This window comes from Belliella filtrata, from assembly GCF_022549775.1.
Classification (GTDB): domain Bacteria; phylum Bacteroidota; class Bacteroidia; order Cytophagales; family Cyclobacteriaceae; genus Belliella; species Belliella filtrata.
Genome location: NZ_JAKZGP010000013.1, coordinates 22,204 through 48,826, shown reverse-complemented (window position 1 = coordinate 48,826; position 26,623 = coordinate 22,204). Strand labels below are relative to the sequence as shown.

At 38.8% G+C, this 26,623-nt stretch carries 20 protein-coding genes; 15 read left to right on the top strand and 5 right to left on the bottom strand.

What is annotated here, in order from left to right:
• Positions 1–95: 95 nt before the first annotated feature.
• From fabD to MM239_RS07310, 4 genes are read right to left on the bottom strand one after another with little or no spacing between them, the layout of a single operon-like run.
• Entirely contained in the window at positions 96–977 is an 882-nt protein-coding gene (fabD, locus tag MM239_RS07325; protein ID WP_241347549.1) for an ACP S-malonyltransferase, read from the bottom strand.
• A gap of 35 nt (positions 978–1,012) precedes the next feature.
• Positions 1,013–1,642 carry a carbonic anhydrase gene (locus MM239_RS07320; RefSeq protein ID WP_241347548.1) on the bottom strand — a complete coding sequence of 210 codons (630 nt, stop codon included), beginning with the start codon at positions 1,640–1,642 and terminating at the stop codon, positions 1,013–1,015.
• A 16-nt stretch (positions 1,643–1,658) separates the two neighbouring features.
• Positions 1,659–2,066, bottom strand: coding sequence for a thiol-disulfide oxidoreductase DCC family protein (locus MM239_RS07315; RefSeq protein ID WP_241347547.1), 408 nt, complete (start codon positions 2,064–2,066; stop codon positions 1,659–1,661).
• Positions 2,063–4,843, bottom strand: coding sequence for a T9SS type B sorting domain-containing protein (locus MM239_RS07310; RefSeq protein WP_241347546.1), 2,781 nt, complete (start codon positions 4,841–4,843; stop codon positions 2,063–2,065). Before MM239_RS07310 ends, MM239_RS07315 begins: the two co-directional genes overlap by 4 nt.
• A gap of 261 nt (positions 4,844–5,104) precedes the next feature.
• Between MM239_RS07310 and MM239_RS07305 the strand changes: the two genes are divergently transcribed.
• The 8 genes from MM239_RS07305 to MM239_RS07270 all read left to right on the top strand — a co-directional run bounded on the left by MM239_RS07305 (position 5,105) and on the right by MM239_RS07270 (position 13,385).
• Positions 5,105–5,788 (top strand): succinate dehydrogenase cytochrome b subunit, encoded by a 684-nt coding sequence (locus MM239_RS07305; protein WP_241347545.1) that lies wholly within the window; start codon positions 5,105–5,107, stop codon positions 5,786–5,788.
• A 43-nt stretch (positions 5,789–5,831) separates the two neighbouring features.
• Positions 5,832–7,766, top strand: coding sequence for a fumarate reductase/succinate dehydrogenase flavoprotein subunit (locus MM239_RS07300; RefSeq protein WP_241347544.1), 1,935 nt, complete (start codon positions 5,832–5,834; stop codon positions 7,764–7,766).
• Between the two features lie 26 nt (positions 7,767–7,792).
• Positions 7,793–8,542: a succinate dehydrogenase/fumarate reductase iron-sulfur subunit gene (locus MM239_RS07295; RefSeq protein WP_241347543.1), complete on the top strand. Its 750-nt coding sequence runs from the start codon at positions 7,793–7,795 to the stop codon at positions 8,540–8,542.
• A gap of 298 nt (positions 8,543–8,840) precedes the next feature.
• Positions 8,841–10,265, top strand: a complete 1,425-nt coding sequence (locus MM239_RS07290; RefSeq protein WP_241347542.1) for a sodium:solute symporter family protein — start codon at positions 8,841–8,843, stop codon at positions 10,263–10,265.
• Between the two features lie 11 nt (positions 10,266–10,276).
• Positions 10,277–10,717, top strand: a complete 441-nt coding sequence (locus MM239_RS07285) for a GNAT family N-acetyltransferase (protein WP_241347541.1) — start codon at positions 10,277–10,279, stop codon at positions 10,715–10,717.
• A 169-nt stretch (positions 10,718–10,886) separates the two neighbouring features.
• Entirely contained in the window at positions 10,887–11,960 is a 1,074-nt protein-coding gene (locus MM239_RS07280; protein ID WP_241347540.1) for an alanine racemase, read from the top strand.
• 103 nt (positions 11,961–12,063) lie between these two features.
• Entirely contained in the window at positions 12,064–12,666 is a 603-nt protein-coding gene (locus MM239_RS07275) for a porin family protein (protein ID WP_241347539.1), read from the top strand.
• Between the two features lie 125 nt (positions 12,667–12,791).
• On the top strand, positions 12,792–13,385 hold the full coding sequence (locus MM239_RS07270; protein WP_241347538.1) for an HPP family protein: 594 nt from the start codon (positions 12,792–12,794) through the stop codon (positions 13,383–13,385).
• A gap of 64 nt (positions 13,386–13,449) precedes the next feature.
• Here MM239_RS07270 and MM239_RS07265 read toward each other — a convergent pair whose 3' ends face one another.
• Positions 13,450–14,649, bottom strand: coding sequence for a DUF6807 domain-containing protein (locus MM239_RS07265; RefSeq protein WP_241347537.1), 1,200 nt, complete (start codon positions 14,647–14,649; stop codon positions 13,450–13,452).
• A gap of 192 nt (positions 14,650–14,841) precedes the next feature.
• Between MM239_RS07265 and MM239_RS07260 the strand changes: the two genes are divergently transcribed.
• The 7 genes from MM239_RS07260 to MM239_RS07230 all read left to right on the top strand — a co-directional run bounded on the left by MM239_RS07260 (position 14,842) and on the right by MM239_RS07230 (position 26,606).
• Entirely contained in the window at positions 14,842–15,435 is a 594-nt protein-coding gene (locus tag MM239_RS07260; protein WP_241347536.1) for an RNA polymerase sigma factor, read from the top strand.
• 521 nt (positions 15,436–15,956) lie between these two features.
• On the top strand, positions 15,957–16,976 hold the full coding sequence (locus tag MM239_RS07255; RefSeq protein WP_241347535.1) for a FecR family protein: 1,020 nt from the start codon (positions 15,957–15,959) through the stop codon (positions 16,974–16,976).
• A 151-nt stretch (positions 16,977–17,127) separates the two neighbouring features.
• Positions 17,128–20,619, top strand: a complete 3,492-nt coding sequence (locus MM239_RS07250; protein ID WP_241347534.1) for a TonB-dependent receptor — start codon at positions 17,128–17,130, stop codon at positions 20,617–20,619.
• A gap of 12 nt (positions 20,620–20,631) precedes the next feature.
• Positions 20,632–22,095 carry a RagB/SusD family nutrient uptake outer membrane protein gene (locus tag MM239_RS07245; protein WP_241347533.1) on the top strand — a complete coding sequence of 488 codons (1,464 nt, stop codon included), beginning with the start codon at positions 20,632–20,634 and terminating at the stop codon, positions 22,093–22,095.
• A 138-nt stretch (positions 22,096–22,233) separates the two neighbouring features.
• Positions 22,234–23,703 (top strand): BNR-4 repeat-containing protein, encoded by a 1,470-nt coding sequence (locus tag MM239_RS07240; RefSeq protein WP_241347532.1) that lies wholly within the window; start codon positions 22,234–22,236, stop codon positions 23,701–23,703.
• Positions 23,704–23,904: 201 nt separating this feature from the next.
• Positions 23,905–25,392 carry a PQQ-dependent sugar dehydrogenase gene (locus MM239_RS07235; RefSeq protein WP_241347531.1) on the top strand — a complete coding sequence of 496 codons (1,488 nt, stop codon included), beginning with the start codon at positions 23,905–23,907 and terminating at the stop codon, positions 25,390–25,392.
• Between the two features lie 2 nt (positions 25,393–25,394).
• The gene (locus MM239_RS07230; protein WP_241347530.1) at positions 25,395–26,606 is read left to right on the top strand and encodes an Nramp family divalent metal transporter; all 1,212 of its coding nucleotides are present in this window, start codon (positions 25,395–25,397) and stop codon (positions 26,604–26,606) included.
• Positions 26,607–26,623: the final 17 nt, after the last annotated feature.

The following is a 26,623-nucleotide window of genomic DNA, read 5'->3' as shown; positions in this document are numbered from 1 at the left end:
ACAGGGTGTCCGAAAAGACGGAACACCCTTTTTTTGATTTTCAGGCTGTCCGAAATGGAAGACCTCTTGAGTAATCAGGATTGGTTTACGCTGATTTAGATGCTAGAAACTTCTGCTTCTTTATGAATCTTTTTAACTAAACCTTGGAGAACTTTTCCCGGACCACATTCGATGAACTCGGTTGCACCGTCTTGTACCATGTGTTGCACAGACTGTGTCCACTTCACTGGAGCTGTAAGTTGCGCAATTAGATTTTTTTTGATTTCAGCAACATCACTTATACCTGTAGTACTTACATTTTGATATACTGGACAAGTGGGTTGGTTGAAAGTGGTGTTTTCTATGGCAGCTTGAAGTTTCTCTCTAGCGGGTTCCATCAATGGGGAGTGAAATGCTCCTCCTACAGGAAGCGGAAGTGCTCGTTTCGCTCCTGCTTCTTTCATTTTTTCACAAGCGATTTCTATTCCTTTATTGGACCCAGATATTACCAATTGACCTGGGCAGTTGTAGTTAGCTGCTACCACGATTTCATCGTTGATACTTGCGCATATTTCTTCTACCTTTTCATCAGCAAGACCTAAAATTGCTGCCATGCCTGAGGGGTTGATTTCACAAGCTTCTTGCATGGCTAATGCCCTCTGATAGACAAGTTTGAGACCATCCTCAAATGCTAAAGTGCCATTTGCAACCAATGCGGAAAATTCTCCAAGAGAGTGACCAGCAACCATGCCCGGGTTGAAATGCTCACTGGTTTTTGCTAAGATTACTGAATGTAAGAATACAGCTGGTTGAGTAACCTTGGTTTGTTTCAAATCCTCATCACTTCCGTGGAACATGATATCTGTGATGCTGAAACCTAAGATTTCATTTGCCTTATCAAATAATTTTTTTGCTTCTGGGTTTGTTTCGTACAGCTCTTTTCCCATTCCTGAAAATTGTGCACCTTGGCCTGGGAAGATGTATGCTCTTTTAGTCATAAAGTTTATATTAAATTAAATTAGGTGTTTTCATCTTAGACACCTAGATCGTATATTTCTCGGATTTCCTTGAGGATTTTTTCGTGATCCAGCTTTAGGTCAATCAACTTTCCTTGGCCCACATCAAACACCCATCCATGGACCTTTAGTCCTCTTTTCCTAACGGCTTTTTGAACCACTGCTGTCTTGAGTACGTTGACACATTGTTCTTGGACATTGAGTTCTACAAGTCTATTGTATCGAGCAGATTCATCTTCGATGGCATTCAATTCTTTCTTATGAAGCCTGTATACGTCTCTGATATTTCTTAGCCAAGGATTTAAGATCCCTAGATCAGATGCATTCATCGCAGCTTTTACACCACCACATTCGTAATGTCCACATACGACAACGTGATCTACTCCCAAATTGTCAACAGCATAGTTCAATACAGACATTGAGTTCAGGTCTATACTGATTACCATATTTGCAATGTTTCGATGTACAAAAACATCTCCTGGCTGAACTCCCATCAAGTCTTCTGCACTCACCCTACTATCTGAACATCCTATGTATAAAATGTCAGGGTTTTGGCCTTTAGCCAGTTCTTTAAAATAATTTGGATCTTTTTCCAATTTACTTTCTATCCAAGTAGCGTTGTTTTCAAATACTTTTGCGATGTCCATGTTTATGATTTACGTTTCAAATGAATTTTGCTTTTTCTTCTTCTGTTGGTAGTCTACAAGTTTCTTTTTTGCCGAACCACTTGTACCTATTTTTTGCTATCCAATCATAGATAGGGTCTCTGACAAAGCTTGGCAAAATTATAAAACCATATAGTATTGGCCATAATCCAGAAAGATTTTTTGCAATTTTCAATGCCGCCGTACTTCTATAGTACACTTGATCACCAGAAACCAGTATCAATGAATCTAGATAAGTTTCATCTATTTGGTAATTTTTTAAAATTTCTTTTACCCTATCATCTTGTAATGCGCCTACTTTAAATCGGTTTTTTTTATCATTTCTTATGATAAAATCTATAGCACTGTTGCACAGATTACAAACCCCATCGAATAAGACTATATGATACTCATCTTGTATTCTCATCTAATAAGTTGTATTGTTCCTTTCATTTTTCTTTCGCTCAAGTCTGGGTCGAAAGTATCAAACCTTACTACAGCATTATAGAAATATGTACCAGCAGGAAGGTCTTTCCCGTTTTTATCTTTCCCATCCCAATTGATGTAAATATTTGCTTCTGTAGAAGTTAAGCTGTTGTAGCTGAAAACTTCAACTCCCCACCTGTTCACTATAAAAATCTCTACAGCTTCTACAAATCTAGGACACTTTGCAAATGGATTATCAAATGCCATAAATGTATCATTGGCTCCATCACCGTTCGGAGTGAATGCATTAGGGAGTTCATAATTTGGACAATTGTCCACACAAACAATATTGCTTGGATCACTTTCATTTCCTGACCTATCTACTGCTGTCAAATAATAGCAACCTTTATAAGTAGGTAAGTTGGTGATTCTTGCAGAATTAGTAAGGGCTGAGTATGTCTCGATCAATGTGAAAGCAGCATCTTCTCCATCAGGGCTAAAGTATAATCTATATGAGCTCAACTCTGTATCACAATCTCCACTAAAATCCCCTTCCCAACTCAGCTCATGCTCGAATGTATTGAATCCACAGTTCTTATCAGAAAGATACTCGCTACAATCTGGGCCTTCGAAAGTTAAGACAGGAGGGCAAGGAAGGCTATCATCATCGGGTCTTGCACAGGTGATTTGACTTTTGTTTTCCAGTGGATATGTCAAAAGATCAATGTTATATGCCCCTTTGGTAATTACATAATAACAATATTCTATTTCTTTGTTCAATGGTACTCCATTATGGCTTCCATCATCCAAGAAGGTAAAGCCATCATTGGTGACATCTACTTCCCCAATTAAGGTGAAATTTTCTTCATCTTGAGCTTCAGGGTCTGTTTTGTTTCGGTATACTTCGTGTCTGAATTCAGATAATGAGTTGTTCCAAGGGACATTGAAAGACCAGTTCAGCTCAATAGCCTCATTGATGATGACAGGTTCAAGCCTGACAGATGATGCTACACTAGAGCTGTCTATCACCGTATTGTTTTCTCTGAGCAAAACCCTGTAGTTGTAAACAAGATTCTCAGTGTTCAAACCAGTGTCAGTAAATACTGTGTCGGAGGTGGTGATGATAGATTGTCTGTTTTGATTTCCTGTAAAACCAGTATTTCTGATGAGCTCATAGGTAAATGGCCCAGGGAATTGAACAGGATCAATGTCATAAGGAGGCGTCCATCTTATAAGAATTTCTCCTTCTTCTGAACTTGTATTTTCTACACTTACATTTGTTATCAATGGCACATCCACATCTATGGTCACACAGAACTCTTCGGAGACGATACTTTCTCCAAGTCTAGGTGCTGGAAATGCTGCTACCAATCTGTAGCAATAGGTATTCCCAGGAGCTAAACCTTCTCCATCATTATCATCTAAGAAGTTGAATGTGTCCATATCAGTGGTTCCAACAAGCACATAACCCTCCCTAATACCTGTTTCGCATGAGTCTGGCTCATAAGGATCACTATTCAATCTTCTCCAAACTTGCATTGTTTGAGCTGTTGATCCACAGCTGTAGGGATCCCACTTTATGTCTACAGACCTTCCTTGTTCTTGTACAATATCATCAATGACAGGAGGAGGACCGACTACAGTAATGTTCCATGTTTTGATATCTACCAAGGCTGGTCCAGAACTTGGTTGGTCGGTGATTCTCACACGGACTTGATAGGGTCTTTCACGCACGTGGCTGCAAACAGTTTGCCAATTGAAGTTGACAATACCGGGGCTTGGTTGGAATACTGATTCTGGATCATATGAGGCAGGAGAGGATGATATTTCAATAGGGTCTCCAAAAACTTCTATTTTGACAGGGTTACCGTCAGGATCTGATCCTTGGATGATCTCTTGGATATTGGTTCCTGCCACCACACAGATATCCTCAGGCATAACCAGTTCAGGTCTTTGATTATTGGTGTTTTCAATGATGATTTGCATATCCCTGACCACATAGCCAATGAGAACAAAGCTTCCATTGATTTTCCTATATTCTTCTATTCGAAAAGCTACATTGTATTGACCAGCTAAACCAGGTGCATCCCATATCAAGTCTCCTGTAAGTGGATCTAATGTTAAAAATGGAGGTGTAGAGCCGTCTTCTCGCTGAAAGCTAAACGCTGAAGATGCTGGGCTGCTGTATCCATTTACTGTTCTTTGGAAATCTTGCTTAGGGATATCCATGGTATATGCCAAGCTATCTCCGTCTGGGTCGTAAGCGCCAGGATTGTGTATGTAGCGTATGTTTACCCCCCCATTATCTACTGGTGGGATGGTTAATACTGGAGAGTTATTCACTCCAAAAAATGGGTCAATCCTAATCATGGTCTCCACATAAAAAGGTGTGTCTACAGAGTTATCCATGTTCAGGGTGTTGTCATTTCTGTTGAATTCTTTGAACCTGATGATATATTCTCCCGGGCCTTGGTAGGTATGAGTAATCACAAAAGTGTTCTTCTCGATTTGATTGCCTAATGGCTCAACTAAGACAAAGTCACTTTCTGTGTTGAGGGCAACCTCTCTTCCGTCACCAAAATTTATATTACCCGGACCAAAGATGACATTAGATCGTGTGTCTGTGTAGCCTACCACGGTGATCCTATAGGTCAAGGATTGGGTTGATACCCTTTCGGCTATGATCTCGCCCGCTCTGATGTGGGTGGCAGAAACTTGATGGCTATATAAAATGGCTATCAAAACCAAAAGGGATAAAAGTAAAGATTTGATTTTCATGGATGTCTTTCTTATAACATTACAAGATATACGAAAATAACTAAAGGGAGTAGAAATTTATTACCTAATATCAAACAATAAAATTAGACACTTGGTTACTAAATCAAATAAAAACGTTCAAAAGCCTTCAAAATAGGTGGTTTATTTAGAACGTTTTAAAATAAGTTTAAAGCATTGGGCTTTGATTGTTTGCTAAACTTTCCAAATGTAAATTTGAGCCCAAAGTATAAACTGTAAAAATTTTACTATTAAATAAAACGTATGAGCTGGGTATCTAAGACCTTAAGTAGCACATTGGGCCAGAAAGTTTTGATGGCCCTTACTGGATTATTTCTAATTCTATTCTTGGTAGTACATTTAGCGGGTAATCTCCAGTTATTGTTCCCTGATGGTGGGGAGTCTTTCAACAAGTATGCAGCCAATATGGCCAACAACCCTCTCATCAGGGTAGTGTCTATTGGGAATTTTGCTTTTATCCTAATTCACGTGATCTATTCGATCATACTTACCAAAAGGAACAAGCAATCAAGACCAGTTGCTTATGCAGTATCAAAGTCTTCAACCAATTCGGCTTGGGCTTCGAGAAACATGGGGATCTTGGGAACTATTATTCTAATTTTCTTACTCGTTCACCTCAAAGGGTTCTACTACGAAGTAAAATTCGGTTCCGTTCCAATGGCTTCTTATGATGGAGAAGAATATAAGGATGTCTTTGCAATCGTAGCAAATGCTTATTCTAACATCCTTTATGTAGCGTTTTATGTAGTGAGTATGGGCTTCTTGGCGTTTCACCTTTCACACGGTTTTGCAAGTGCGTTTCAGACTTTGGGTTTGAATCACGTCAAGTATTCACCTTTGATCAGAAAGGTTGGTTTAGGATTTTCGATCTTGATACCTGCTTTATTTGCATTGATACCATTGGTGATGTTTTTTCAAAACCAGTAAGCTGTTCGTTAGTTAATTAAGAAGAATTTAAAATCAATAATCGATGATACTTGATTCCAAAATACCACAAGGGCCATTAGCCGAAAAGTGGACCAAACATAAATTCAACGTAAAGCTGGTAAACCCAGCAAATAAGAGGAAATACGATGTAATCGTAGTAGGTACCGGTCTGGCCGGTGCTTCTGCGGCGGCATCTCTTGCTGAGCTAGGGTATAATGTGAAGGCTTTCTGCTTTCAAGATAGCCCAAGAAGAGCGCACTCTATCGCTGCTCAAGGGGGTATCAATGCTGCCAAAAACTATCAAAATGATGGTGATTCAGTATATAGACTTTTTTATGATACGATCAAAGGTGGAGATTACAGGGCTAGAGAGGGCAATGTTTATAGACTAGCTGAAGTCTCTGTTAATATTATAGATCAATGTGTGGCTCAAGGTGTTCCTTTTGCAAGAGAGTATGGAGGTTTATTAGCCAATAGATCTTTTGGTGGAGCACAAGTTTCAAGAACTTTTTATGCCAAAGGTCAGACAGGTCAGCAGCTTTTGCTTGGTGCTTACTCAGCTTTGAGTAGGCAAGTTGCCAATGGAAAGGTGAAGCTGTATCCTAGAACAGAAATGATGGATGTGGTAATGATAGATGGCAAAGCACGAGGTATTGTAACCAGAAATTTGGTTACAGGAAAAATCGAATCGCATAGTGCACATGCCGTTCTACTTTGTACTGGTGGTTATGGAAACGTATTTTTCTTATCTACTAATGCAATGGGGTCAAATGTGACTGCAGCTTGGAGAGCACATAGAAAAGGGGCATTCTTTTCGAACCCTTCATTTACACAAATACACCCGACTTGTATCCCAGTATCTGGTGATCATCAGTCTAAGCTGACTTTGATGTCAGAATCGCTTCGAAATGATGGTAGGGTATGGGTACCCGCTACTGTGGAAATTGCAGAAAAACTCAGAAAGGGACAGATCAATGCAAATGATATCAAAGAAGAGGATAGGGATTATTACTTAGAAAGGAAGTATCCTTCATTTGGTAACCTGGTACCTCGCGATGTAGCTTCTCGAAATGCCAAATATGTATGTGATGAAGGAAGGGGAGTGAATGAAACAGGAGAAGCTGTATTTTTGGATTTTCGTGATGCAATCAAGCGGGATGGTAGAAATGTAATCGAGGCAAAGTATGGTAACCTATTCGATATGTATATGCAAATCACTGGTGATAACCCGTACGAACTGCCAATGATGATCTACCCAGCAGTACACTATACCATGGGTGGTCTTTGGGTTGATTATAACTTGATGACGACTATTCCAGGTTTGTACGCATTGGGAGAGGCTAACTTCTCTGATCATGGGGCCAACAGGCTCGGAGCTTCTGCTTTGATGCAAGGTCTGGCGGATGGTTACTTTGTGATTCCTTATACTATTGGTGATTATTTGGCACAAAATTCAGCAGAAAGAATTTCTACAGATCATCCTGACTTCAAAAAGACAGAGCAAGAAGTGACTCAAAGGTTACAAAAACTATTGAGCATCAAAGGAGAGAAAACAGTAGATTATTTCCACAAAAAGCTAGGTAAGATCATGTGGGAATACTGTGGTATGGCGAGGACTGCCCAGGGACTTACCAAAGCCAAGGGCATGATCAAGGAGCTTAAGAAAGAGTTTTGGACAAATGTAAATGTGCTAGGTGCCAATGAAGAGTTGAATCTTTCTTTGGAAAAAGCAAATAGGGTATCCGATTTTATAGAATTGGGTGAGTTAATGGTGGATGATGCACTTCACAGAAATGAGTCTTGCGGAGGTCACTTTAGAGAAGAGTACCAAACTCCTGAAGGTGAAGCATTGAGAGATGATGAAAACTTTGCTTATGTAGCTGCTTGGGAGTACAAGGGTGAAGGACAAGAAGAGGCTTTGAACAAAGAAGAGCTTGTTTTTGAAAATGTGAAGTTGACACAAAGAAGTTACAAATAATCTAAAGCATTAAAATTATCAGAGCTATGAATTTAACTTTGAAAATCTGGAGACAGAAAAATAGCGCCGATAAAGGTGCACTTAAAGAATATAAGATATCAAACATCTCTGAGGACATGTCATTCTTAGAAATGCTTGATGTATTGAACGAAGAATTATCTGAAAAAGGAGAGGATCCCGTTCATTTTGATCATGATTGTAGAGAAGGTATCTGTGGGATGTGTTCATTGTATATAGATGGCAAGCCACATGGACCACAGCAGACGACCACTTGTCAGCTACACATGCGCTCCTTCAAAGATGGAGATGTGATCACGATCGAGCCTTGGAGAGCGAAGTCTTTTCCAGTATTGAAAGACTTGGTAGTAGATAGGTCTTCCTTTGATAGGATCATCCAAGCTGGAGGTTATGTGTCTGTGAATACCGGTGGTGTTCCTGACGCCAACGAGATTCCAATTTCTAAATCAATTGCTGATTTGGCGATGGATGCAGCCCAGTGTATTGGATGTGGAGCATGTGTCGCAGCTTGTAAAAATGCTTCTGCAATGCTGTTCACCTCAGCTAAAATTTCACAGCTAGCCTTGCTTCCTCAGGGTCAGGTTGAACGAAAAGTGAGGGCAGAGAAGATGGTAGCACAGATGGATGCTGAAGGCTTCGGTGCTTGTACAAATACTGGTGCTTGTGAGGCTGAATGTCCTAAAGGTATTAGCATTACTAACATTGCTAGGATGAACAGAGAGTACTTCTCTGCGATTGCTAGTAGTGATAATGTTTAATTATTGATTTGTGAAGATTGGTTTGTGGAGACACAATCCAACAGGGGATTGAGTTGAGGGTTTTGGAATGCTCTGTGAGACACAGGCCAAAGTAGAGGACACAAACCAAAGGAGATTTAAAAATAGAAAGAGCTGGCTAGTCCAGCTTTTTTTTTGTCTGATGGTATTATAAGAAGGCATGATTTGAATATTTGGCTAATTGCTCATTTAGGTAAGGATATACTTTTTGTCGGGCTTGGGATTTTGTAACTTTAGCATATTGGATAAAATTTTACTCACTCAAGAAGAAAGGAAATAGATGCATTTCATTGACCTCGGCATATTCGTCGGGTACATGTTGGTGATGCTTGGGGTAGGTTACTACTTCATGCGCCGCAATAAAAGTCAGGACGATTATTATGTAGGGGGAAGAGATATTGGAAGCTGGCACATTGGTTTGTCTGTGGTAGCGACTGATGTAGGTGGAGGTTTTTCAGTAGGTCTGGGAGGACTGGGCTTTGTAATGGGGCTTTCAGGTAGTTGGATGCTGTTTACAGGACTGTTAGGAGCATGGTTAGCCGCTGTTTTTTTAATACCCCGGGTTAAGAGTGATCGTGCATTTGCTAATTTTTATACATTTCCACAGATCATCCAGCACTTATTTGATCGTCGAGCGGGGTTAGTTGCAGCAATGATTTGTTTGATAGGTTATCTGGGGTTTACCTCATCACAGCTCTTGGCTGGTGCGAAACTCGCTTCAGGAACCTTCGAGGGGCTTTCAGTCAATCATGCGCTCTGGATTATGGGCGTGATAGCAGTTGTTTATACCGTTTTAGGAGGTTTGAAAGCGGTGATTTACACAGATACTGTTCAGTGGATTGTATTGATGCTTGGTTTTATCTTTATTGGTTTACCAGTATCTTATTATCATGTCGGTGGCTGGGATGTGATCAAAGATACTTTGCCAGCTGAATTTTTTAGCTTAAGTAACCTTACCTGGCAAGATTTGGCCAATTGGGGTATCACAATTTTACCAGTTTGGTTTATAGGGATGACCTTGTATCAGCGGATATTTGCTAGTAGAGACGTAGCATCGGCGAAGAAGGCCTGGTTTATTGCAGGTTTATTCGAGTGGCCAATTATGGCATTTATGGGGGTAGCATTGGGCTTGCTATCTAGGGTAGCATTCGAACAAGGGCTTTTGATAATTGATGTGGATGCTTTAGATCCAGAAATGGGTTTGCCTGTTTTGTTAAGAACAATTTTACCCTCAGGTATTTTGGGATTGATGATGTCAGCTTACTTTTCTGCTGTTTTGTCTACAGCTGATTCATGTTTAATGGCAGCTTCTGGTAATCTCAGCTCGGATATTTTTGGTAGATGGATCAACAGCCTATCAGAAAATGCACAAGTCAGATGGGCTCAATTATTTACCCTTATCTTAGGAACCCTAGCCTTGATAGTGGCATTGCAAATGACAAATGTACTCGACTTGATGCTTTACTCCTATGCTTTCATGGTGTCAGGATTGCTGATTCCAGTGCTTTTTGGATTGTTTTCCAACAGGAGAAGTCCCCAAGCAGCTCTTTGGGCAATGATCAGCGGAGGCACGGTGACAGCGGGGCTAAGTCTGCTAGAAGTTGACTTGCCATTTGGGCTTGATCCAAACTTTTTTGGAGTTTTTGCTTCTTTAGCAATGTATTTGCTTATTTATTATGTTCAAAAATCGAATCAATCAAAATAAAATTATAAAGTATGCTTAAAATTGAAACCCTATCAGCAATAGACCATGCAACGTATTTGCAGAAAAAAGAAGTAGCAGATTTTCTTTTTACTCATTTGGAGCAATATGGGGATCCTGTGAATGATATTATGAAGTGTTTGGATTACGCTTTGGATCAGGCTGTTGACAAGGGAGGATTTGCAGTTTTGGCAAGGGAAAATAATCAAATCGTTGGCGCAGTGGTGGTAAACAAAACGGGTATGTCAGGATATATACCTGAAAATATCCTGGTCTATATCGCAGTAGATGCTTCTCAAAGAGGTAAAGGAGTAGGGAAGAAGCTGATGAAAACAGCTATAGATATGGCTAATGGAGATATTGCACTTCATGTAGAACCAGAAAATCCTGCCAAAAAGCTGTATGAGAGTTTAGGGTTTACAAACAAATACCTTGAAATGAGGTTGAAAAAATGATCTAGAATCAAGCATCGCTTAAAGTGGAAGATGAGCTATTAATTACAAAGATAGTCGCCTTTGACAAGATTCATCAATATAGGTTTTAAACATAAATAGGACTTTATTATAAAATTCTAATTCGAACAAATTGCCACAATCAAATTGTGGCGAGTAAATTTAAAATACAATGGCATTTTTGAACCTGCACAGGGGAAAACTTAAAGAGAATTTTGAATATCTCAAAAGCACCTTCAAGGCAGATGAGATTTCTTGGGGAGTAGTTTCCAAGTTGTTTTGTGGAAACAGGAAGTATCTCAAAGAACTTATAGATCTTGGGGTGAAGGAAATTCATGATTCAAGAATCAGCAATTTGGCTAAAGTGAAAGAAATAGACGCCAATGTTCAGACAGTGTACATCAAGCCTGTATCAAAGCGAAACATTCCAAGCATGGTAAAATATGCCGATGTGAGCTTAAATAGTGAGCTGACTACTATCCGATGGATCAGTGAAGAAGCTGTAAAGCAAAGTAAAAAGCACAAAATCATCATCATGGTAGAGACAGGGGATCTTCGCGAGGGTGTGATGGGAGATCATTTAGTCGATTTTTATGCTCAAATTTTTGAATTACCCAATATTGAGATCATTGGGCTTGGAACCAATCTAAACTGCCTCAATGGTGTGATGCCGTCAGCAGACAAGCTTATTCAGCTTTCTTTATACAAGCAAATCATAGAATTGAAGTTTAATAAAAAAATCCCATGGGTATCTGCTGGTACTTCTGTTACCATTCCGCTTTTGCTTCACAAGCAGTTACCTAAGGGAGTTAATCATTTCCGAGTAGGTGAAACGTTGTACTTTGGGGTAGACCTTTTTGAAGAAAAGGTAATATCAGGTATGCATGGTGATGTTTTTGAGCTGTATGCTGAAATTATAGAAATGCAAGAAAAGCCAATGCTTCCCACTGGTTCACTTGCAGCAAATCCGCAAGGTGAAGTTTTGGCGATAGATGAATCTCTATATGGTAAATCATCCTTCAGGGCAATATTGGATATAGGTCTTCTTGATGTAGACCCCAAGTATCTTATAGCGGAAGATGGCGAGTTCGAAATCCTAGGCGCAAGTTCAGACATGATCATCTTAAACCTCGGCTTGAACCCGAAAGATTATAAGGTGGGAGACACTATAAAATTTGGGTTGAAGTATATGGGTGCTTTAGGGATCATGAACTCCAGTTATGTAGATAAAAAAATAAGTGGCTGATAATGAGATTGTTTTAATTTTTATTGGTTTTTTTTCGATTCTTGTTGGCCTTTTTTGGCATGATCTTAGAGTAATAGACGAAAAAAACCAACTATTATATATTATGAAAAAGTCAATTTTATTATTCGCAGTGCTAGCGTTTTTTTCATTTGAAATCAATGCACAGAATTATGACAGAAACGATGCTATCGGTGGATTCGGTATTAGAGGTGGTGCCAACTTTTTTAATTTTGGCGGTTCGGATGCCTCAAATAATGACTACGATAACAGGGTAGGATTTCATGGTGGTATTTATACCAACTTGTTTCTGGGTTCAAGGATAGCCATTGAGCCAGGGGTGTACTACTCCGTAAAAGGTACCCAAAACGATGATTTCCTAAACAGTAGAGCAATTTTGAACTATGTAGACGTTCCATTGTTGCTAAGACTTTATGTAACTGAAGGTTTTAACATCTTTGCAGGTCCACAAGCTTCATTTTTGACATCTTCTACTTTTGAAGGTGACTTTTTTGGGTCATCATTCAGTTTTGCAACTGATGAGATTACCAAAACTGATTTAGGATTTGTAGTGGGTGTGGGTTATAACCTTCCAAGAGGTTTGAATATCCAGGGTAGCTACGATTACGGTACTTCACCTGTATTCAAAGATTCAAATGCTGATATCTATAACAGAGGTTTCAAAGTATCTTTAGGTTATAGTTTCTAATCAAAAAAATCAAATAAATAGTAAGGCCAACTCGATTTCCGAGTTGGCTTTTTTTTGTGGTTATATTTCTGTTACCATGTTATAGTCTTAATTTTGCAGCATTAAATGAAGCAATTTATAGGTAAATGTTGAGAAAGAAGATTAGCAGAAGCTATAGACTTAGTAAATATGTATTTTACAAAGAAACACTTGTTGACCTCAAAGAGAATTTTTGGTCCTTTGTGGGTTCTTTTATTGGACTTGGGATTATAGCTTTTATACAAGACATTTTTTTTGTGGAAAGCGATAACTTATTTTTAATTGGATCTTTTGGCGCAAGTAGTGTTTTGGTGTATGGGGTGATTCAAAGTCCATTGTCCCAACCGAGAAATCTCCTAGGAGGCCATTTGATAAGTGCATTGGTAGGGGTGAGTATATATCAAATCACACCAGATATCCTGTGGTTGTCAGCACCACTAGCTGTTTCCTTCGCAATCATAGCCATGCAGCTCACCAAAACGCTCCATCCTCCTGGAGGTGCTACAGCTTTGATAGCTGTGACAGGCTCTTCTCAGATAAAGGATTTAGGCTACGCTTATGTGTTTTTCCCAGTACTGTCTGGAGTTTTAATTCTTTTTTTTGTGGCCTTAGTTGTAAATAATGCGACTTCTTCGAGGAAATATCCGAATGAGAGGTCTAGGTGGAAAATAAGGGGTTTGTTATTGAGCATAAAAAAATAACTAAATACAATAGCGTACAGAAATTCAATCTAGAAACCACCCAAAAGGGGGCCTAGATTGAATTTCAATGAACAGTAATAATAACAGGATCTTCTAGGTTTTTTTGAATTATTTCCATCATCTTTTTATCTGCCTTTCCATTGTGTACCACGTACCTGAATTTGCTTTTGAAAGTTTCTCCTGGTTTGATGCTGAACCCTTCTTCGAAGACGGGGGTAAACACCCAATAAGGCATAGTCGGGTGAACTCTGACAAATTGTGGATAACGGAAATTATCTGGGAATCCAAATACAGTAACTCCAGCATCCGAATCTGATATTTTCCCACTGACACTAACCCATTTTGCTTTGGTGTGATTTACATTTTCAAGTGTAAAGCCTTGGTCACTCAAAACTTCCCATTGTTGCTGGTAGTGTATACTATCATCAGGATTCCATGCACGACTTCCTCTTAATGCCATTCCTCCATAGATGTATTTTTCCAAAAATAGCGTGTCACTACTCGTATTTGTTTGTTCGGAGTAGATATCAAACATGAAGAAATCAGACACCGGATAGATTCTAATGTCCCACTTCTCTTCTAAAATTTCCCCATTCTTAAAACTAGCATGACTAAGTAGTGCCGTTATTTGTCCCATTACTTTTCCTGCTTTACTAGAAAGTATCTCTTTATGAACAACTGTTCCCAAACTGTCTAATTGATTCCAAAAGTCCACTTTTTCGCCTTTAAATCTAGTATTTGTCCATGCATTATATAGCGCATGCTGATGCATATGTCCGGCAGGGAAATCGTCAGTGAGTATAGCACCATTTGGACTTTTTAGAGGATGAATGAAACCGCTTTTAGCATAAAGCTGAGACTCTCCAATTGGAGGTGATTTTATTTTTTTATGATAATAGAATAGGTCTTTTCCTTCGATTCTTACTTGAACGCCATCTTGATTTTCAATGATTTCCAAGGAATTTTTTTTTGCTAATTTATTCGTTCCTTTTACCAGTTTCAAGGTAGTTTGCTCATTAGATTTGATACTATCAATGAATGATGAAATTGTCATACTGTCTAAGAATTCTACAGGAAATATTTTGCCAGAATTGGCTTCTAAAAGATGATAATCTCCTGAAGTGTCAATTGGGGCATTCAAGGAGATATTGATTGGAATAGCGATCCTGTCATAATTTCCTGGGTCAATGGTAATCAAAATTTCCTGGCGACCGCAACTTGTAAGCCAAATTAAAAATAGGGTAATTAAGATAGGTTTTTTCATTTTTCTGAAGTCATTTGCCAAACTTAAACATGGAATACAAAGAATCAAAAGGAAAATTTATCACTGTATTAAATAAAGTGTTGGGTTGAATTAAAAATATACCTTGCATGGAATTTTTTTTGATTGATGAAATATAATTAGTTTCTTTGGAATGTACTCAATAGATCGTATGGCTATATCATGGCAATGGAAATGAAAGAACAAGCACTTCGTCAATTGGTAGAGGATCTTTCTAAGGGGGATGAAAAAGCCTTTGGGAAGCTTTATCAGCTATTTGGAGAGAAGGTGTATCACATTGCTAGAAAAATGAACCTTTGCCATGAAGATGCCGAAGGTGTTGTACAAGAGGTGTTTTTGAAGATCTGGAAAAAAAGGGCCAACCTTGATCCTGAACTTTCCATCAATGCCTATATGATTGCTATTGTGCGCTCTTTGGTCATAAAAAAATCAAAGAAAGAAGCACGCTTTTTTGCTTATCAAAAGTACAAAATCCCTTTGATAAGTTTTGAAACGAATAGTGACCCTGAGTTAGATTTGATTTATTCAGATTTTCATCAAGTATCTTCAGCGCTTATAGAGAAACTTCCTCCAGGTCAAAAACAGGTGTTTATTTTGAAGAATTTTGAAAATCTGAGTACAGACGAAATCGCTGAAAAATTAAACTTATCCAAAAGAACTGTAGAAAATCAAATTTTCCGCGCATCAAAAGGTATCAAAGATAAGCTTCAAAAACTTAAAATCATTTCAGCAAGTATTTTCTTATTGATGATCGATGCTATTTTTTAGAGAGATAAATTTAATGCTCTTCCCCATATTTTCATTGAAGATAAAGAAGTACTAGCATATCGACTTGGTATGCTTACAGTCTCTTTAAGCCCAATCGATTAAGCCCTGATTAAGGGCTTGCTGAAAAAGTCTCCAGTATGCCAGATTCAAAGCGGACGAATGAAGGTGTAAACCTATACTTCGAATGAGTCCAATGAAGGAGATGGTATGCCTGAGGCTATCTCGAAAATTTCGAGTTTAGAAATTTTCTGGAGCAAGCAAATTCAGATAGCTCATGGAATAAGTTTGCTCCAGTTTAAAAGACAATACCTGTTAAATGATGTATCAGTAAAAATTTAAAGGAATTATTCTCCAGATGGCGTTTTTCAGCACGCACTAATTTAAATTTTTAAATATATAACTGCTGTTTGTCAACCGTTTACACTTGTATGCGGTGACTTAGTAGGTGTTTTTCACTTTTTTTCAAAGTTGCGTGAGTAAAATCGAATACTTGGAGCTATATGTATCAAGTAAAGAGAAAAATGGATCGAAGAAAGCAAATAGAAGATTTTTTTAATGGTGAATTGACTCAGGAACAGGCAAGGGATCTACTTGCGTGGCTAAATACATCAGAAGGCGAGGAGTTTATGTCAGCAGAGATACTTCAACTATGGTCAGAGAAGTCACCAACTTCACAGTATAAAGAATGGGATTCCCAATCCTTATGGGATAAGATCAACAAAAATAAGGAAGGATACCCCACACCTCAATTGCTCAAAGAAAAAGTGAGTAGGAGAAGCTTGTTGCCAGTTTGGTTAAGAATAGCTGCCTCTTTATTGATTTTTGGAATATGTTCCATGCTGGTATTTACACTACTTGATTTTGAAAAATCAAATACAAAAAATGAAGTATTAGCCAAAAAAACTATAGAAAGGTATAATCCCGCAGGTCAAAAAACAAAAATTCATCTTCCTGATGGCTCTACGGTATATCTTAATTCAGAGAGTAGGATTACATACAGTGAGGATTTCCTCACCGATCGGTACATTACCCTGGAAGGTGAGGCATTTTTCAATGTCGCCAAAGATGAAAAAAACCCATTCAGGGTATCCTCTAGAGGGGTTATAACTACTGCCCTGGGGACTTCTTTTAATATTTCCTCTTTTAGCACAAAAGAAAGGATAGTCGTCACTTTACTGACGGGTAGTGTGAAATTAAACCTAGAGGATAAAGATGGTTACTTGATCCTCAACCCAGGGGAGGAGTCAGTACTTTCCAAAGATATGTCTATGATGGACAAACAAATAGTCGATGTCAATCAAAGGATCCTTTGGATGGATGGTGTACTTAGGTTCGAAGAGACTTCTATAGACGAAATGGTAACTATACTTGAACGATGGTATGGTGTGCAGATAAGCGTTAGAGGTAAGCAAAAGAAATTATTGGCATCAGGAACATTTGAAAATAATGAAACACTCAAAAATGTCCTTCAAGTTCTGAGTGCCTCTATAGGTTTTGATTACAAATTGAAAGATAAAGAAGTGCTAATAGAATTCAAATAAATAGGCTTATGAATAAAAAAAACTGATAAAAAAACAGGAACGTACTGCGAATACGTCCCTGCAAACATCAAATCTTAATAAGCTATGAAAAGACGTGTGGTAGCTGCTATTCATAGTTAAAATCAATGTTTCATTTACTACTTCCAAAAATATGAAAAAAATATTACTAGCGGTAATTATGTCAATCAAGTTAATATTGAAAGGAGTTGCATTGCTCTGTTTGACATTGGGCCCCTTAATGGCAAACACATCGAAAGCACAGGTAAAGAGTATCGATCAGGTATTCTTGAAATTGGAAAAAAGGAATTATACGCTTGCACAATTTTTTAAAGAGACAGAGAATAAAACAGACTTCAAATTTTTCTACACAGATCAAGCAATAAAAACAAGTTCTAACATAGCGCTGGTCACAAACTCAGGCAGTGTAGAAGACTATCTTTTACAGATAGCAAAGCAGACGGATTTGAGTTTCAAGCAAGTGAATAATACGATCAGCGTAATATTAAATGCAGACAAGCAAACAAAAAGGGTTAAAGTTATTGAAATTGAATTTTTGACGGTTTCAGGAAAGGTGCTTGATGATTTGGGAGATCCTGTACCTGGTGTGACAGTCATGGTGGAAGGGACTTCCAATGGTACAGTTACAGATATTGATGGTTTTTATGAAATAGAGGCTAATGAAGGGCAGACTTTGGTTTTTTCATTTTTGGGTTTTCAAAGAGAAAGGCGAGTAGTTGGTTCCTCAAATAGCATTGATGTGACGCTGAGAAAGGAAGAAAGTGACCTAGAAGAATTTGTGGTAGTAGGGTATGGAACCCAACAAAAAAGAGATATCACGGGTGCAGTAAGCTCTATGAGTTCAAGGCAGATTGAAGACCAGCCAATCACAAGTTTAGATCAAGCTATGATTGCACAAATGGCGGGTGTTCAAGTGACTCAAGCCACTGGTGCTCCTGGAGGAGGCGCTACAGTAAGAATTAGAGGAGCAGGATCCTTGACGGCAGGTAATGAGCCGCTTTATGTTGTTGATGGATTTCCAGTTACCAATGATTTTGATCAAAGGAACAATCCTTTAAATACAATCAATCCAAATGATATTGCAGATATTCAGGTTCTTAAGGATGCCTCTGCTACAGCCATATATGGGTCGCGAGGATCAAATGGTGTGGTTTTGATTACAACCAAGTCGGGAAAATCTGGAGTTTCAAAGATAGATTTTAGCCTCAGTACTGGTATTCAGCAAGTTGAAAGACAATTAGATGTGTTGAATGCAACTGAATTTGCTAGCTATATCAATGAGGCCAGAAACAATGCATGGGTTAATTCAGCTCCGGGCAGGTCTGCTTCTGACCCAAACGCTGTTAGATTAAACAATGTAATGTATTTATTGCCAGAGCAATTCAGTGATCCAGAATCTTTGGGGGAAGGAACCAATTGGCAAGATGAGATTTTTAGAACCGCAAAAATGAGTAATTATCAGTTGAATTTTTCTGGAGGTAATGACAAGACAAAATATTTTATTTCTGGAGGTTACTTAAATCAGGAAGGGGTTATAATCAATTCAGACTTAAAGAGATACTCATTTCGAGTAAATGTCGATTCAAAAGTAAATGATAGAATTAAAGTCGGTGCAAATATTACACCATCTTACACCTTTTCCAATCAATCATTAGCTGAAGGCAACTGGCAAGGTGGTGGAATCATTCAATCTGCTATTACAGCTGGCCCACACTTGACTCCTTATGATGAAAATGGAAATTATACGCAAATTACTGGACAAGGCATAGGTACAAGTGAGGTAGATAATCCAGTGAAAATTGCAAACGAATACTTTCACCAGCAGAGTAATCTTCGGTTGTTAGGTACAGCATTTGCAGAAATTAATATTGTTGACAATTTGAATTTCAAAACGCTTGTGGGTGCTGATATGAGAAGTTTTAGAGAAGATATTTTTAGCTCCTCTATCATCAATCCAAACAGTGTGAATCCAACTAAACCAGCTACTGGAACGAATACAACTTCAGAAACAAGAAATTGGTTATCTGAATTTACATTGAGCTATTCAAAATCTTTGGAAAAGCATTCATTTGACGTCGTAGCAGGCTATACCATTCAGCAAGAACAGTTTGATTTCAACAGAATCAATGGAACAAATTTCCCTAACGACGAAATCAAGACGATGAATGCTGCGGGTTTGATTACCAGTGCATTGTCTTCAAAAGAAGAGTGGTCGTTGATTTCATATTTGGCAAGGATTAATTACAGCTTTGATAACAGGTATTTGCTTACAGGTACAGTGAGAAGAGATGGTTCATCAAGGTTTGGGTCAGAAAATAGATGGGGAGTATTTCCGTCCATTTCTCTTGGGTGGAGGCTTTCCGAAGAGCACTTCATGAAGGATGTTAGTTGGATTTCTGAGTTGAGATTGAGATCAAGTTATGGACTTACAGGAAATAACTTTATTACCAATTACGGTTCAATTGGTCTTACTGGGCCAGAAAATTATCCTTTTGGGACAGGCTCAGGCACATTGAATAACGGTATCAGGTTGACCAATATACCGAATAGCAGGTTGGGTTGGGAGAGAAACAAGCAATTGGATATAGGTTTGGAGTTTGGTTTGTTTGGGGATAGATTCTATATGTCCTTTGATTACTACAACAAAAGAACCTCAGACCTTTTATTGAATGTTCCAGTTCCTACCTTAACAGGTTACGCTACAGCTTTGCAAAATATTGGTGAAATCCAAAATAAGGGATTTGAATATACACTTACAAGTAGAAATATGGTCAAGGCATTTAAATGGACTACTGATTTCAATATTTCTACCAATGATATCAAGGTATTGGCACTCGGCCCAGATGGCTCACCAATCATTTCAAGACAGGCAACTTCGGCGACAGCACCGACCCACATCACACAGATCGGTTCTCCTCCAGGAAGCTTTTTTGGTTTCAATGTGATAGGCGTTTACCAAAATCAACAAGATATTGAGAACAGTGCAGTAATCTTGAATGGAAATGGAACAGTGCAATCAAGGCCTGGTCAGTTGAAGTTTGAAGATGTGAATGGTGATGGAGTTATAGATGCAAATGATAGGACCGTTCTGGGTAGTCCATTCCCTGATTTCACCTATGGTATGACCAATACTTTTGCTTACAAGAACATTGATTTTTCATTTACCCTACAAGGTGTACAAGGTTTTGAAGTACTCAATGCAGCAAGAAGGTATTACGCCAATTATGCTGGTTCTTACAATGTATTGCGTAGTGCTTCAAATGGATGGAAGTCTGAAGCTGATCAAGGAGATGGTGTGTCTCCAATGATAGATAGAAATTTCAATGCTTATGCAGGGAGTAATGTTGTGAATAATATCACTTCCTTATTTGTAGAAGATGGTTCATTTCTAAGAATCAGAAACATCACTTTGGGCTATACATTACCTTCTACACTATTGGATAGGTTTAAGGTTTCAAATGCGAGGGTGAATTTTACTGTACAAAATGCCTTCACTTTTACGAAGTATGAAGGGTTCAATCCAGAAGTAAGTGCACAAGGAGGTAGTCCATTGGTGCCAGGGGTTGATGCTGGGGGGTATCCCCTTGCCCGCTCATTTATGTTTGGTTTAAACTTTGGCTTCTAAATAGATATAGTGATGAAAAATATTAAAAACTTATTGATAATTGGAATAGCTGGGTTATTAACAGTAACAAGTTGTAGTGAAGATTTTATAGATAGAGCACCAATCTCACAACTAAATAGCAATAACTTCTATAGAAATGCTGACGATATGAGGAGTGCACTCACCGCTGTGTACGGTGCTCTCCAGTATGGAGGGCAGTATTATTCATCAATGCATGTGATTGGGGATATGCGGTCTGATAATACTGAAATCACCAACCCTAATGCAGGTGCGGATTTACAAGCAGTAGACGATTTTACAAATGTGGCAGTAAACTCTATCAGTGCCAATACTTGGAATGCTCATTATCAAGGTATCCAATCAGCAAACATCGTTATCGAAAAGATAAATGATGTACCAATGGATCAAAATTTGAAAACCAGGTTTATCGGGGAGGCTAAATTCTTGAGGGCTTTAATGTATTTCAACCTGGTGAGGATTTTTGGAGATGTGCCGTTGGTCTTAACAGTCATCAATAATCCCCAACAAGGTTATGATTATGGAAGAGAGCCTGTGGAAAATGTTTATACTCAAATCATATCTGACCTAATTGACGCTGAAGAATCTTTGCCATTTACTTACAGTGGAGGAGACATTGGTAGGGCAACCAAAGGAGCTGCAATGGCACTTTTAGGGAAAGTTTACCTTACACTTCGAAATTATCCAGAGGCAGCTCAAAAGTTAAAAGAGTTAATTGACGCATCTGCTCAGACAGGTTATCAAATTTTACCTGACTACGCATTGATCTTTGGAGCAGCAAATCAGAACAATGCCGAATCTATTTTTGAAGTTCAGTTCAAAAGTAGCTCTAGCGGCGAAGGAAGCCCATTCGCAAATCAGTTTGCACCAATAGGCTCAGGTACAGCTGTGGTTTCTGTAGGTAATCCCTTAGGACAAAATATTCCTACTGGAGAAATGAGTAATGCTTATGAGGATAATGATTTAAGAAAAGAAGCTTCTATGCGCACAAGTTATGTGCTAAATGGAAATACTGTAAATCATAATTATGTAATAAAGTATTCCGGTACTCCTGCTGCCAACCTTGATAGTGACAATAATTGGATCGTATTGAGGTATGCTGATGTGCTTTTGATGTATGCCGAGGCATTGAACGAGCAAGGGTATGTAGCGGATGGTCCTGCATTTGATTACTTGAACCAAATCAGGAATAGAGCAGGATTGCCTAGCAAGACAAGTTCAAATTCAAATCCAAATCTTAGTCTTCCAAATCAAGAAGCATTCAGGCTTGCCATCGAGCAAGAAAGAAGGGTGGAATTAGCATTCGAAGGGCACCGATGGTTTGATTTGATAAGGACTGACAGGGCTTTAGCATTTCTAACCGACAAAGGAATGCAGCCTCATATGTCAATATTCCCTATTCCGCAGAGTCAGATTGACATTAATCCTACGAAAATTTCCCAGAATCCGAATTACTAAATAAATCCCACATAGAACACGATTATCCCTGCTGCTCCATTTCGGTGGAGTGGCGGGAATGATCACACTTTTGTCCTCAAAATCAAAATTGATTTCGTGGACTGGAATCCCATTGACTAATTTGAATCTGAAATCAGTATGAGACTTACCCTATTACTAAGTGTTTTAATAGTTTTGATTATTCAAAATTCAGAACTTTTTGCCCAGGAAGTATTGACTTTAAATGTCAAGGATGACGGGTATCGGGGGATTTGGTATAGTGATCAGCCATCTAATGATGAGTACGTCTACAAATACAGCGGTGGTCTTGGGACTTATCCTGCAAACCATTACCCATTTTCAATTTATGTAAAAGAAGTAAATAAGACCTTTTTCTGCTATGGAGGCTCGGACCTAGAAGGTAAAACCTTGCTTCATGCAGTTTCATTTTTTGACCATAAAAGTAAAAAAGTACCAAAACCTACGATTGTTTTGGATAAGAAAACTGACAATGCACACGATAATCCCGTGATGAACATGGATGATGAAGGCTACATCTGGATTTTTTCAACTGCACATGGAACCAATACACCAGCTTACATTCATAAGAGCTCCAAGCCATATGATATTTCCGAGTTTGAACAGGTCTTTGCTACTAAAGAGGTAGAAGGAGAAAATGTGGCTATGAATAATTTTTCCTATCTACAGACTTGGTATCAAAAAGGCAATGGCTTCTTGAACCTTTTTACGCATTATGATCGAAATGTGATTCCCAACCAGCCTTCTAAGCCAAGGAGAACTATTGGTTTTATGACTAGCGAGGATGGTGTCACCTATTCTGAATGGAAGGATTTGGCAATCATTGAGGAGGGTCATTATCAGACAAGTGGCCAATATGAAAATACTGTCGGAACCACATTCAATTTTCATCCTTACAAAGAAGGTGAAAATGGACTCAATTACAGAACGAATCTGTACTACCTACAGACAAGTGATTTTGGGAAAACTTGGCAAAATGTTTTTGGAGAAACACAGGAAATCCCACTGAAAGACATTAATAATTCGGCTTTGGTAAAAGACTATAGTTCTTTAGGGTTGAATGTATACATCAATGACCTGACTTATGACCGAGAGGGTCACCCCATCATTTTGTATCTCACGAGTAAAGGCTACCAATCAGGCCCTTCAAATGGGCCGAGGTCATGGTTTACCGCGCGATTTACCGGGTCTGCCTGGGATATTAAGCACTTAGCAGACTCTGACAATAACTATGATATGGGCTCGCTCTATGTAGATTCCAAAGGTGATTGGATAGTAATCGGTCCTACTTCTCCAGGGCCTCAGGCTTATAATACAGGTGGTGAAATGGTGCTTTGGTCAAGCTCAGATCAAGGTGAAAATTGGAAGCGCAAAACAATGACAAGCAATAGCGAACGCAATCATTCATATGCAAGGAGACCTGTCAATGTTCATGATGATTTCTATGCGTTCTGGGCAGATGGACATGGTAAAAAACATGATATTTCGAAACTCTACTTCGCCAATAAGAAAGGCCAGGTATTCCTACTTCCTGAGAAAATGAAAAAGGATTTTGTAAAGCCTTCAAGGTTGAAAATTTCAAAAAAATGATGCCTTCAATGAGCAATGGAAGAGATAAAGCATTCACTATGAAAAGAAAGAAATGCTGCTAAAGCAAATCATCCATTCAACCAATGAAAAGCACATCTGTCAGGCAGGTTGCCTCCTTTTCCAGATTCGGTGTGCCGGTTGCCAAAAAATGTATATCCTACTTTGAATTCTCTCTTTGAGCATTGAAAAGAATCTAAAAACATGAAAATTCAAATTACCATATTTTTAATAATTTCAGTCTTACTGTCCTGTTCATCGAATAAGGAGCTAGAACTTCCATTGGTCGACAACATAGCACTTGAAAGAAGCCTGTTGAAAGTGGAGGTTTTGGCAAAAGATCTTGATGTTCCATGGGATTTGGAATATGCTGATGATGGATACCTCTGGTTCAATGAGCAGCTAGGTACAATCTCACGGATCAATTTGCAAACTGGCGAAATTCAAAAGCTACTCAGGATTGATGAAGTGTGGAAAAAGAGGACAGCAGGCTTGTTGGGCTTGGCGGTACATCCTGATTTTGGAAACAACCCATTTGTTATTGTGAATTACACGGTCATGGTGGATAGCATCATTTCCAATAAACTTGTTAAATATACCTTGCAGAATGAAGCTTTGGTTTCTCCGCAAGTTTTGTTAGAAATTCCTGGGAACACAGCCCACAATGGTTCAAGGATCAAGTTTAGTCATGATAGAAAAATCCTTTGGGCGACCGGTGATGCATATGGTTTCGACAATGCCCAGAGTGATGAAAGCCTCAACGGGAAAGTCTTGAGGATCAATCTGGATGGCAGCATTCCAAAAGATAATCCTGATCCCAGGAGCTATGTGTGGGCAAAAGGCTTTAGAAATATTCAGGGGCTTACCCTGGATGACAAGGGCAATATTTTTACTTCTGAACATGGAGATGCCATAGAAGATGAGATTAATTTGATTCAAAAAGGAGGAAATTATGGATGGCCACATATTGAAGGATTTCATGATTTAGAAGCAGAAAAGCAATTTGCCAAAATCAACAAAGCCCTTGAGCCTGTCTATTCATGGACCCCTGTCGTAGCACCTGCTGGACTTAATTTTTATGGTGATTTGGCCATTGATGAGTGGAAAAATAGTTTGCTGTTGACCACTTTGAAAGGGAAAAGTCTGAGGGTGTTGAAGCTCAGCGAAGGTGGAAAATCTATCATTGATGAAACGGTATTTTTTGACAATCATTATGGCAGGTTGCGAGATGTGGCGGTGGTTCCATCGGGAGAGATTTACGTAGCGACAAGTAACAATGATTGGAATCCTCAGCCTGGATTTCCTTTACAAGGAGATGATAAAATCCTAAAAATTAGCTTGACCAAAGCTACAACCAAAGAACCTTTGAAAGGGGAGAAGCCAAAAGCTGAACTTGGAATGGATGGAAAGCAGCTATATGGCAGCTATTGCGCTTCCTGTCACAAGGAAGATGGTACTGGTGTCCATGACATTTTTCCTTCTTTGATACGTAGTCAAGCAGTGGTGGGAAACAAAGAGCCATTGATCCAAATCTTGCTGAAAGGCCTAGAAAACAAAGAAAATGGACAGATGATGCCTTCATTTTCCTTTATGAAAGATGAAGAACTAGCTGCGATCTTGACATTTATCAGACAAGAATGGGGGAATTCAGCTCCTCCAATAAGTGCAAATACAATTACAGAAAATAGATAATCATGTCTAATCAAAAGAATAGCAATAAACTTATCTTGAAATTGATGGCCTTAGGGCCAGGCATTATCACCGCTGCTTTGGTTTTCGGTCCTAGCAAAATGACCATAACTTCCAGATTGGGTGCTGAGTATGCTTATGACATGCTTTGGATAGTGGTGATCGCTATTTTCTTTATGTTGATTTTTACAGGGATGGGAGCTAGAATCGGCATCAGTAGCCAAGAAAGTTTACTTTCTTTGATTAGAACCAAATGGGGAAGAATTGCTGGTATCACGATTGGTTTTGGTGTTTTTCTCGTTTCTACATCATTTCAGGCAGGAAACTCCATTGGTGTGGGAATAGCTGTCGCTGAAGCTTCTGGAACAGCTGCATGGGTTTGGGTTTTGGTTTTCAATGCTTTAGGAGTTGCGTTGCTTTTTTTTAGGAGCTTCTACAAGACCTTAGAAAGGTTGATGATCACATTGGTGGGCATCATGCTTTTATCCTTTTTGACGACAGTTTTTTTGGCCAAGCCTTCCTTCTCAAGGATTGTAAATGGTTTTATTCCATCGATTCCTGATGGGTCTGAAGGATTGCTGATAGCCTTTGTGGCATCATGTTTTTCTATTGTAGGAGCATTTTATCAGGCGTATTTGGTGCAGGAAAACAGAAAGCCTGGACAGCAGGGAGAGAACAAAAGTGCTACAGGGATCATGATTTTGGGTGTGATGAGTGCAGTAGTAATTATCTGTGGGGCAGCCGTATTGCATCCACAGGGAATCCAGGTGAATAGCGCCTCAGAAATGTCCATGGCCTTGCAGCCACTATTTGGCTCCTATGCATCTCACTTGTTTTTAGCAGGTTTGTTTGGAGCATCTTTTTCTTCTTTGGTTGGCAATGCTACCGTGGGTGGGAGTTTGTTGGCTGATTCATTAGGATTTGGAAAAAGTTTGAATGATAAAATTGTCAAAAGCTTCATCGCTTTGGTAATGGTGTGCGGAGCTAGTATTTCATTGATATTCGGAAAGTTACCATTAGAACTGATCATTTTCGCTCAAAGTGTCACCATTTTTCTTGTTCCTTTCATAGGTATGGCCATGTTCGCCATAGCAAATGATGCAAAGATTATGAAGAATAATGTGAATAGCTGGTTTTCAAGGTATGTAGGTATGATAGGATTGCTTTTGCTTTTTGGCCTTGCAGGATGGAATTTCTATCAACTCTTTATTAAATAAATGCTTCTGGTAAGACA

Bases quoted from the DNA above. Each gene is read 5' to 3' on its own strand.
- fabD (WP_241347549.1), bottom strand. From the start codon at position 977: ATGACTAAAAGAGCATACATCTTCCCAGGCCAAGGTGCACAATTTTCA.
- MM239_RS07320 (WP_241347548.1), bottom strand. From the start codon at position 1,642: ATGGACATCGCAAAAGTATTTGAAAACAACGCTACTTGGATAGAAAGT.
- MM239_RS07315 (WP_241347547.1), bottom strand. From the start codon at position 2,066: ATGAGAATACAAGATGAGTATCATATAGTCTTATTCGATGGGGTTTGT.
- MM239_RS07310 (WP_241347546.1), bottom strand. From the start codon at position 4,843: ATGAAAATCAAATCTTTACTTTTATCCCTTTTGGTTTTGATAGCCATT.
- MM239_RS07305 (WP_241347545.1), top strand. From the start codon at position 5,105: ATGAGCTGGGTATCTAAGACCTTAAGTAGCACATTGGGCCAGAAAGTT.
- MM239_RS07300 (WP_241347544.1), top strand. From the start codon at position 5,832: ATGATACTTGATTCCAAAATACCACAAGGGCCATTAGCCGAAAAGTGG.
- MM239_RS07295 (WP_241347543.1), top strand. From the start codon at position 7,793: ATGAATTTAACTTTGAAAATCTGGAGACAGAAAAATAGCGCCGATAAA.
- MM239_RS07290 (WP_241347542.1), top strand. From the start codon at position 8,841: ATGCATTTCATTGACCTCGGCATATTCGTCGGGTACATGTTGGTGATG.
- MM239_RS07285 (WP_241347541.1), top strand. From the start codon at position 10,277: ATGCTTAAAATTGAAACCCTATCAGCAATAGACCATGCAACGTATTTG.
- MM239_RS07280 (WP_241347540.1), top strand. From the start codon at position 10,887: ATGGCATTTTTGAACCTGCACAGGGGAAAACTTAAAGAGAATTTTGAA.
- MM239_RS07275 (WP_241347539.1), top strand. From the start codon at position 12,064: ATGAAAAAGTCAATTTTATTATTCGCAGTGCTAGCGTTTTTTTCATTT.
- MM239_RS07270 (WP_241347538.1), top strand. From the start codon at position 12,792: ATGTTGAGAAAGAAGATTAGCAGAAGCTATAGACTTAGTAAATATGTA.
- MM239_RS07265 (WP_241347537.1), bottom strand. From the start codon at position 14,649: ATGAAAAAACCTATCTTAATTACCCTATTTTTAATTTGGCTTACAAGT.
- MM239_RS07260 (WP_241347536.1), top strand. From the start codon at position 14,842: ATGAAAGAACAAGCACTTCGTCAATTGGTAGAGGATCTTTCTAAGGGG.
- MM239_RS07255 (WP_241347535.1), top strand. From the start codon at position 15,957: ATGGATCGAAGAAAGCAAATAGAAGATTTTTTTAATGGTGAATTGACT.
- MM239_RS07250 (WP_241347534.1), top strand. From the start codon at position 17,128: ATGAAAAAAATATTACTAGCGGTAATTATGTCAATCAAGTTAATATTG.
- MM239_RS07245 (WP_241347533.1), top strand. From the start codon at position 20,632: ATGAAAAATATTAAAAACTTATTGATAATTGGAATAGCTGGGTTATTA.
- MM239_RS07240 (WP_241347532.1), top strand. From the start codon at position 22,234: ATGAGACTTACCCTATTACTAAGTGTTTTAATAGTTTTGATTATTCAA.
- MM239_RS07235 (WP_241347531.1), top strand. From the start codon at position 23,905: ATGAAAATTCAAATTACCATATTTTTAATAATTTCAGTCTTACTGTCC.
- MM239_RS07230 (WP_241347530.1), top strand. From the start codon at position 25,395: ATGTCTAATCAAAAGAATAGCAATAAACTTATCTTGAAATTGATGGCC.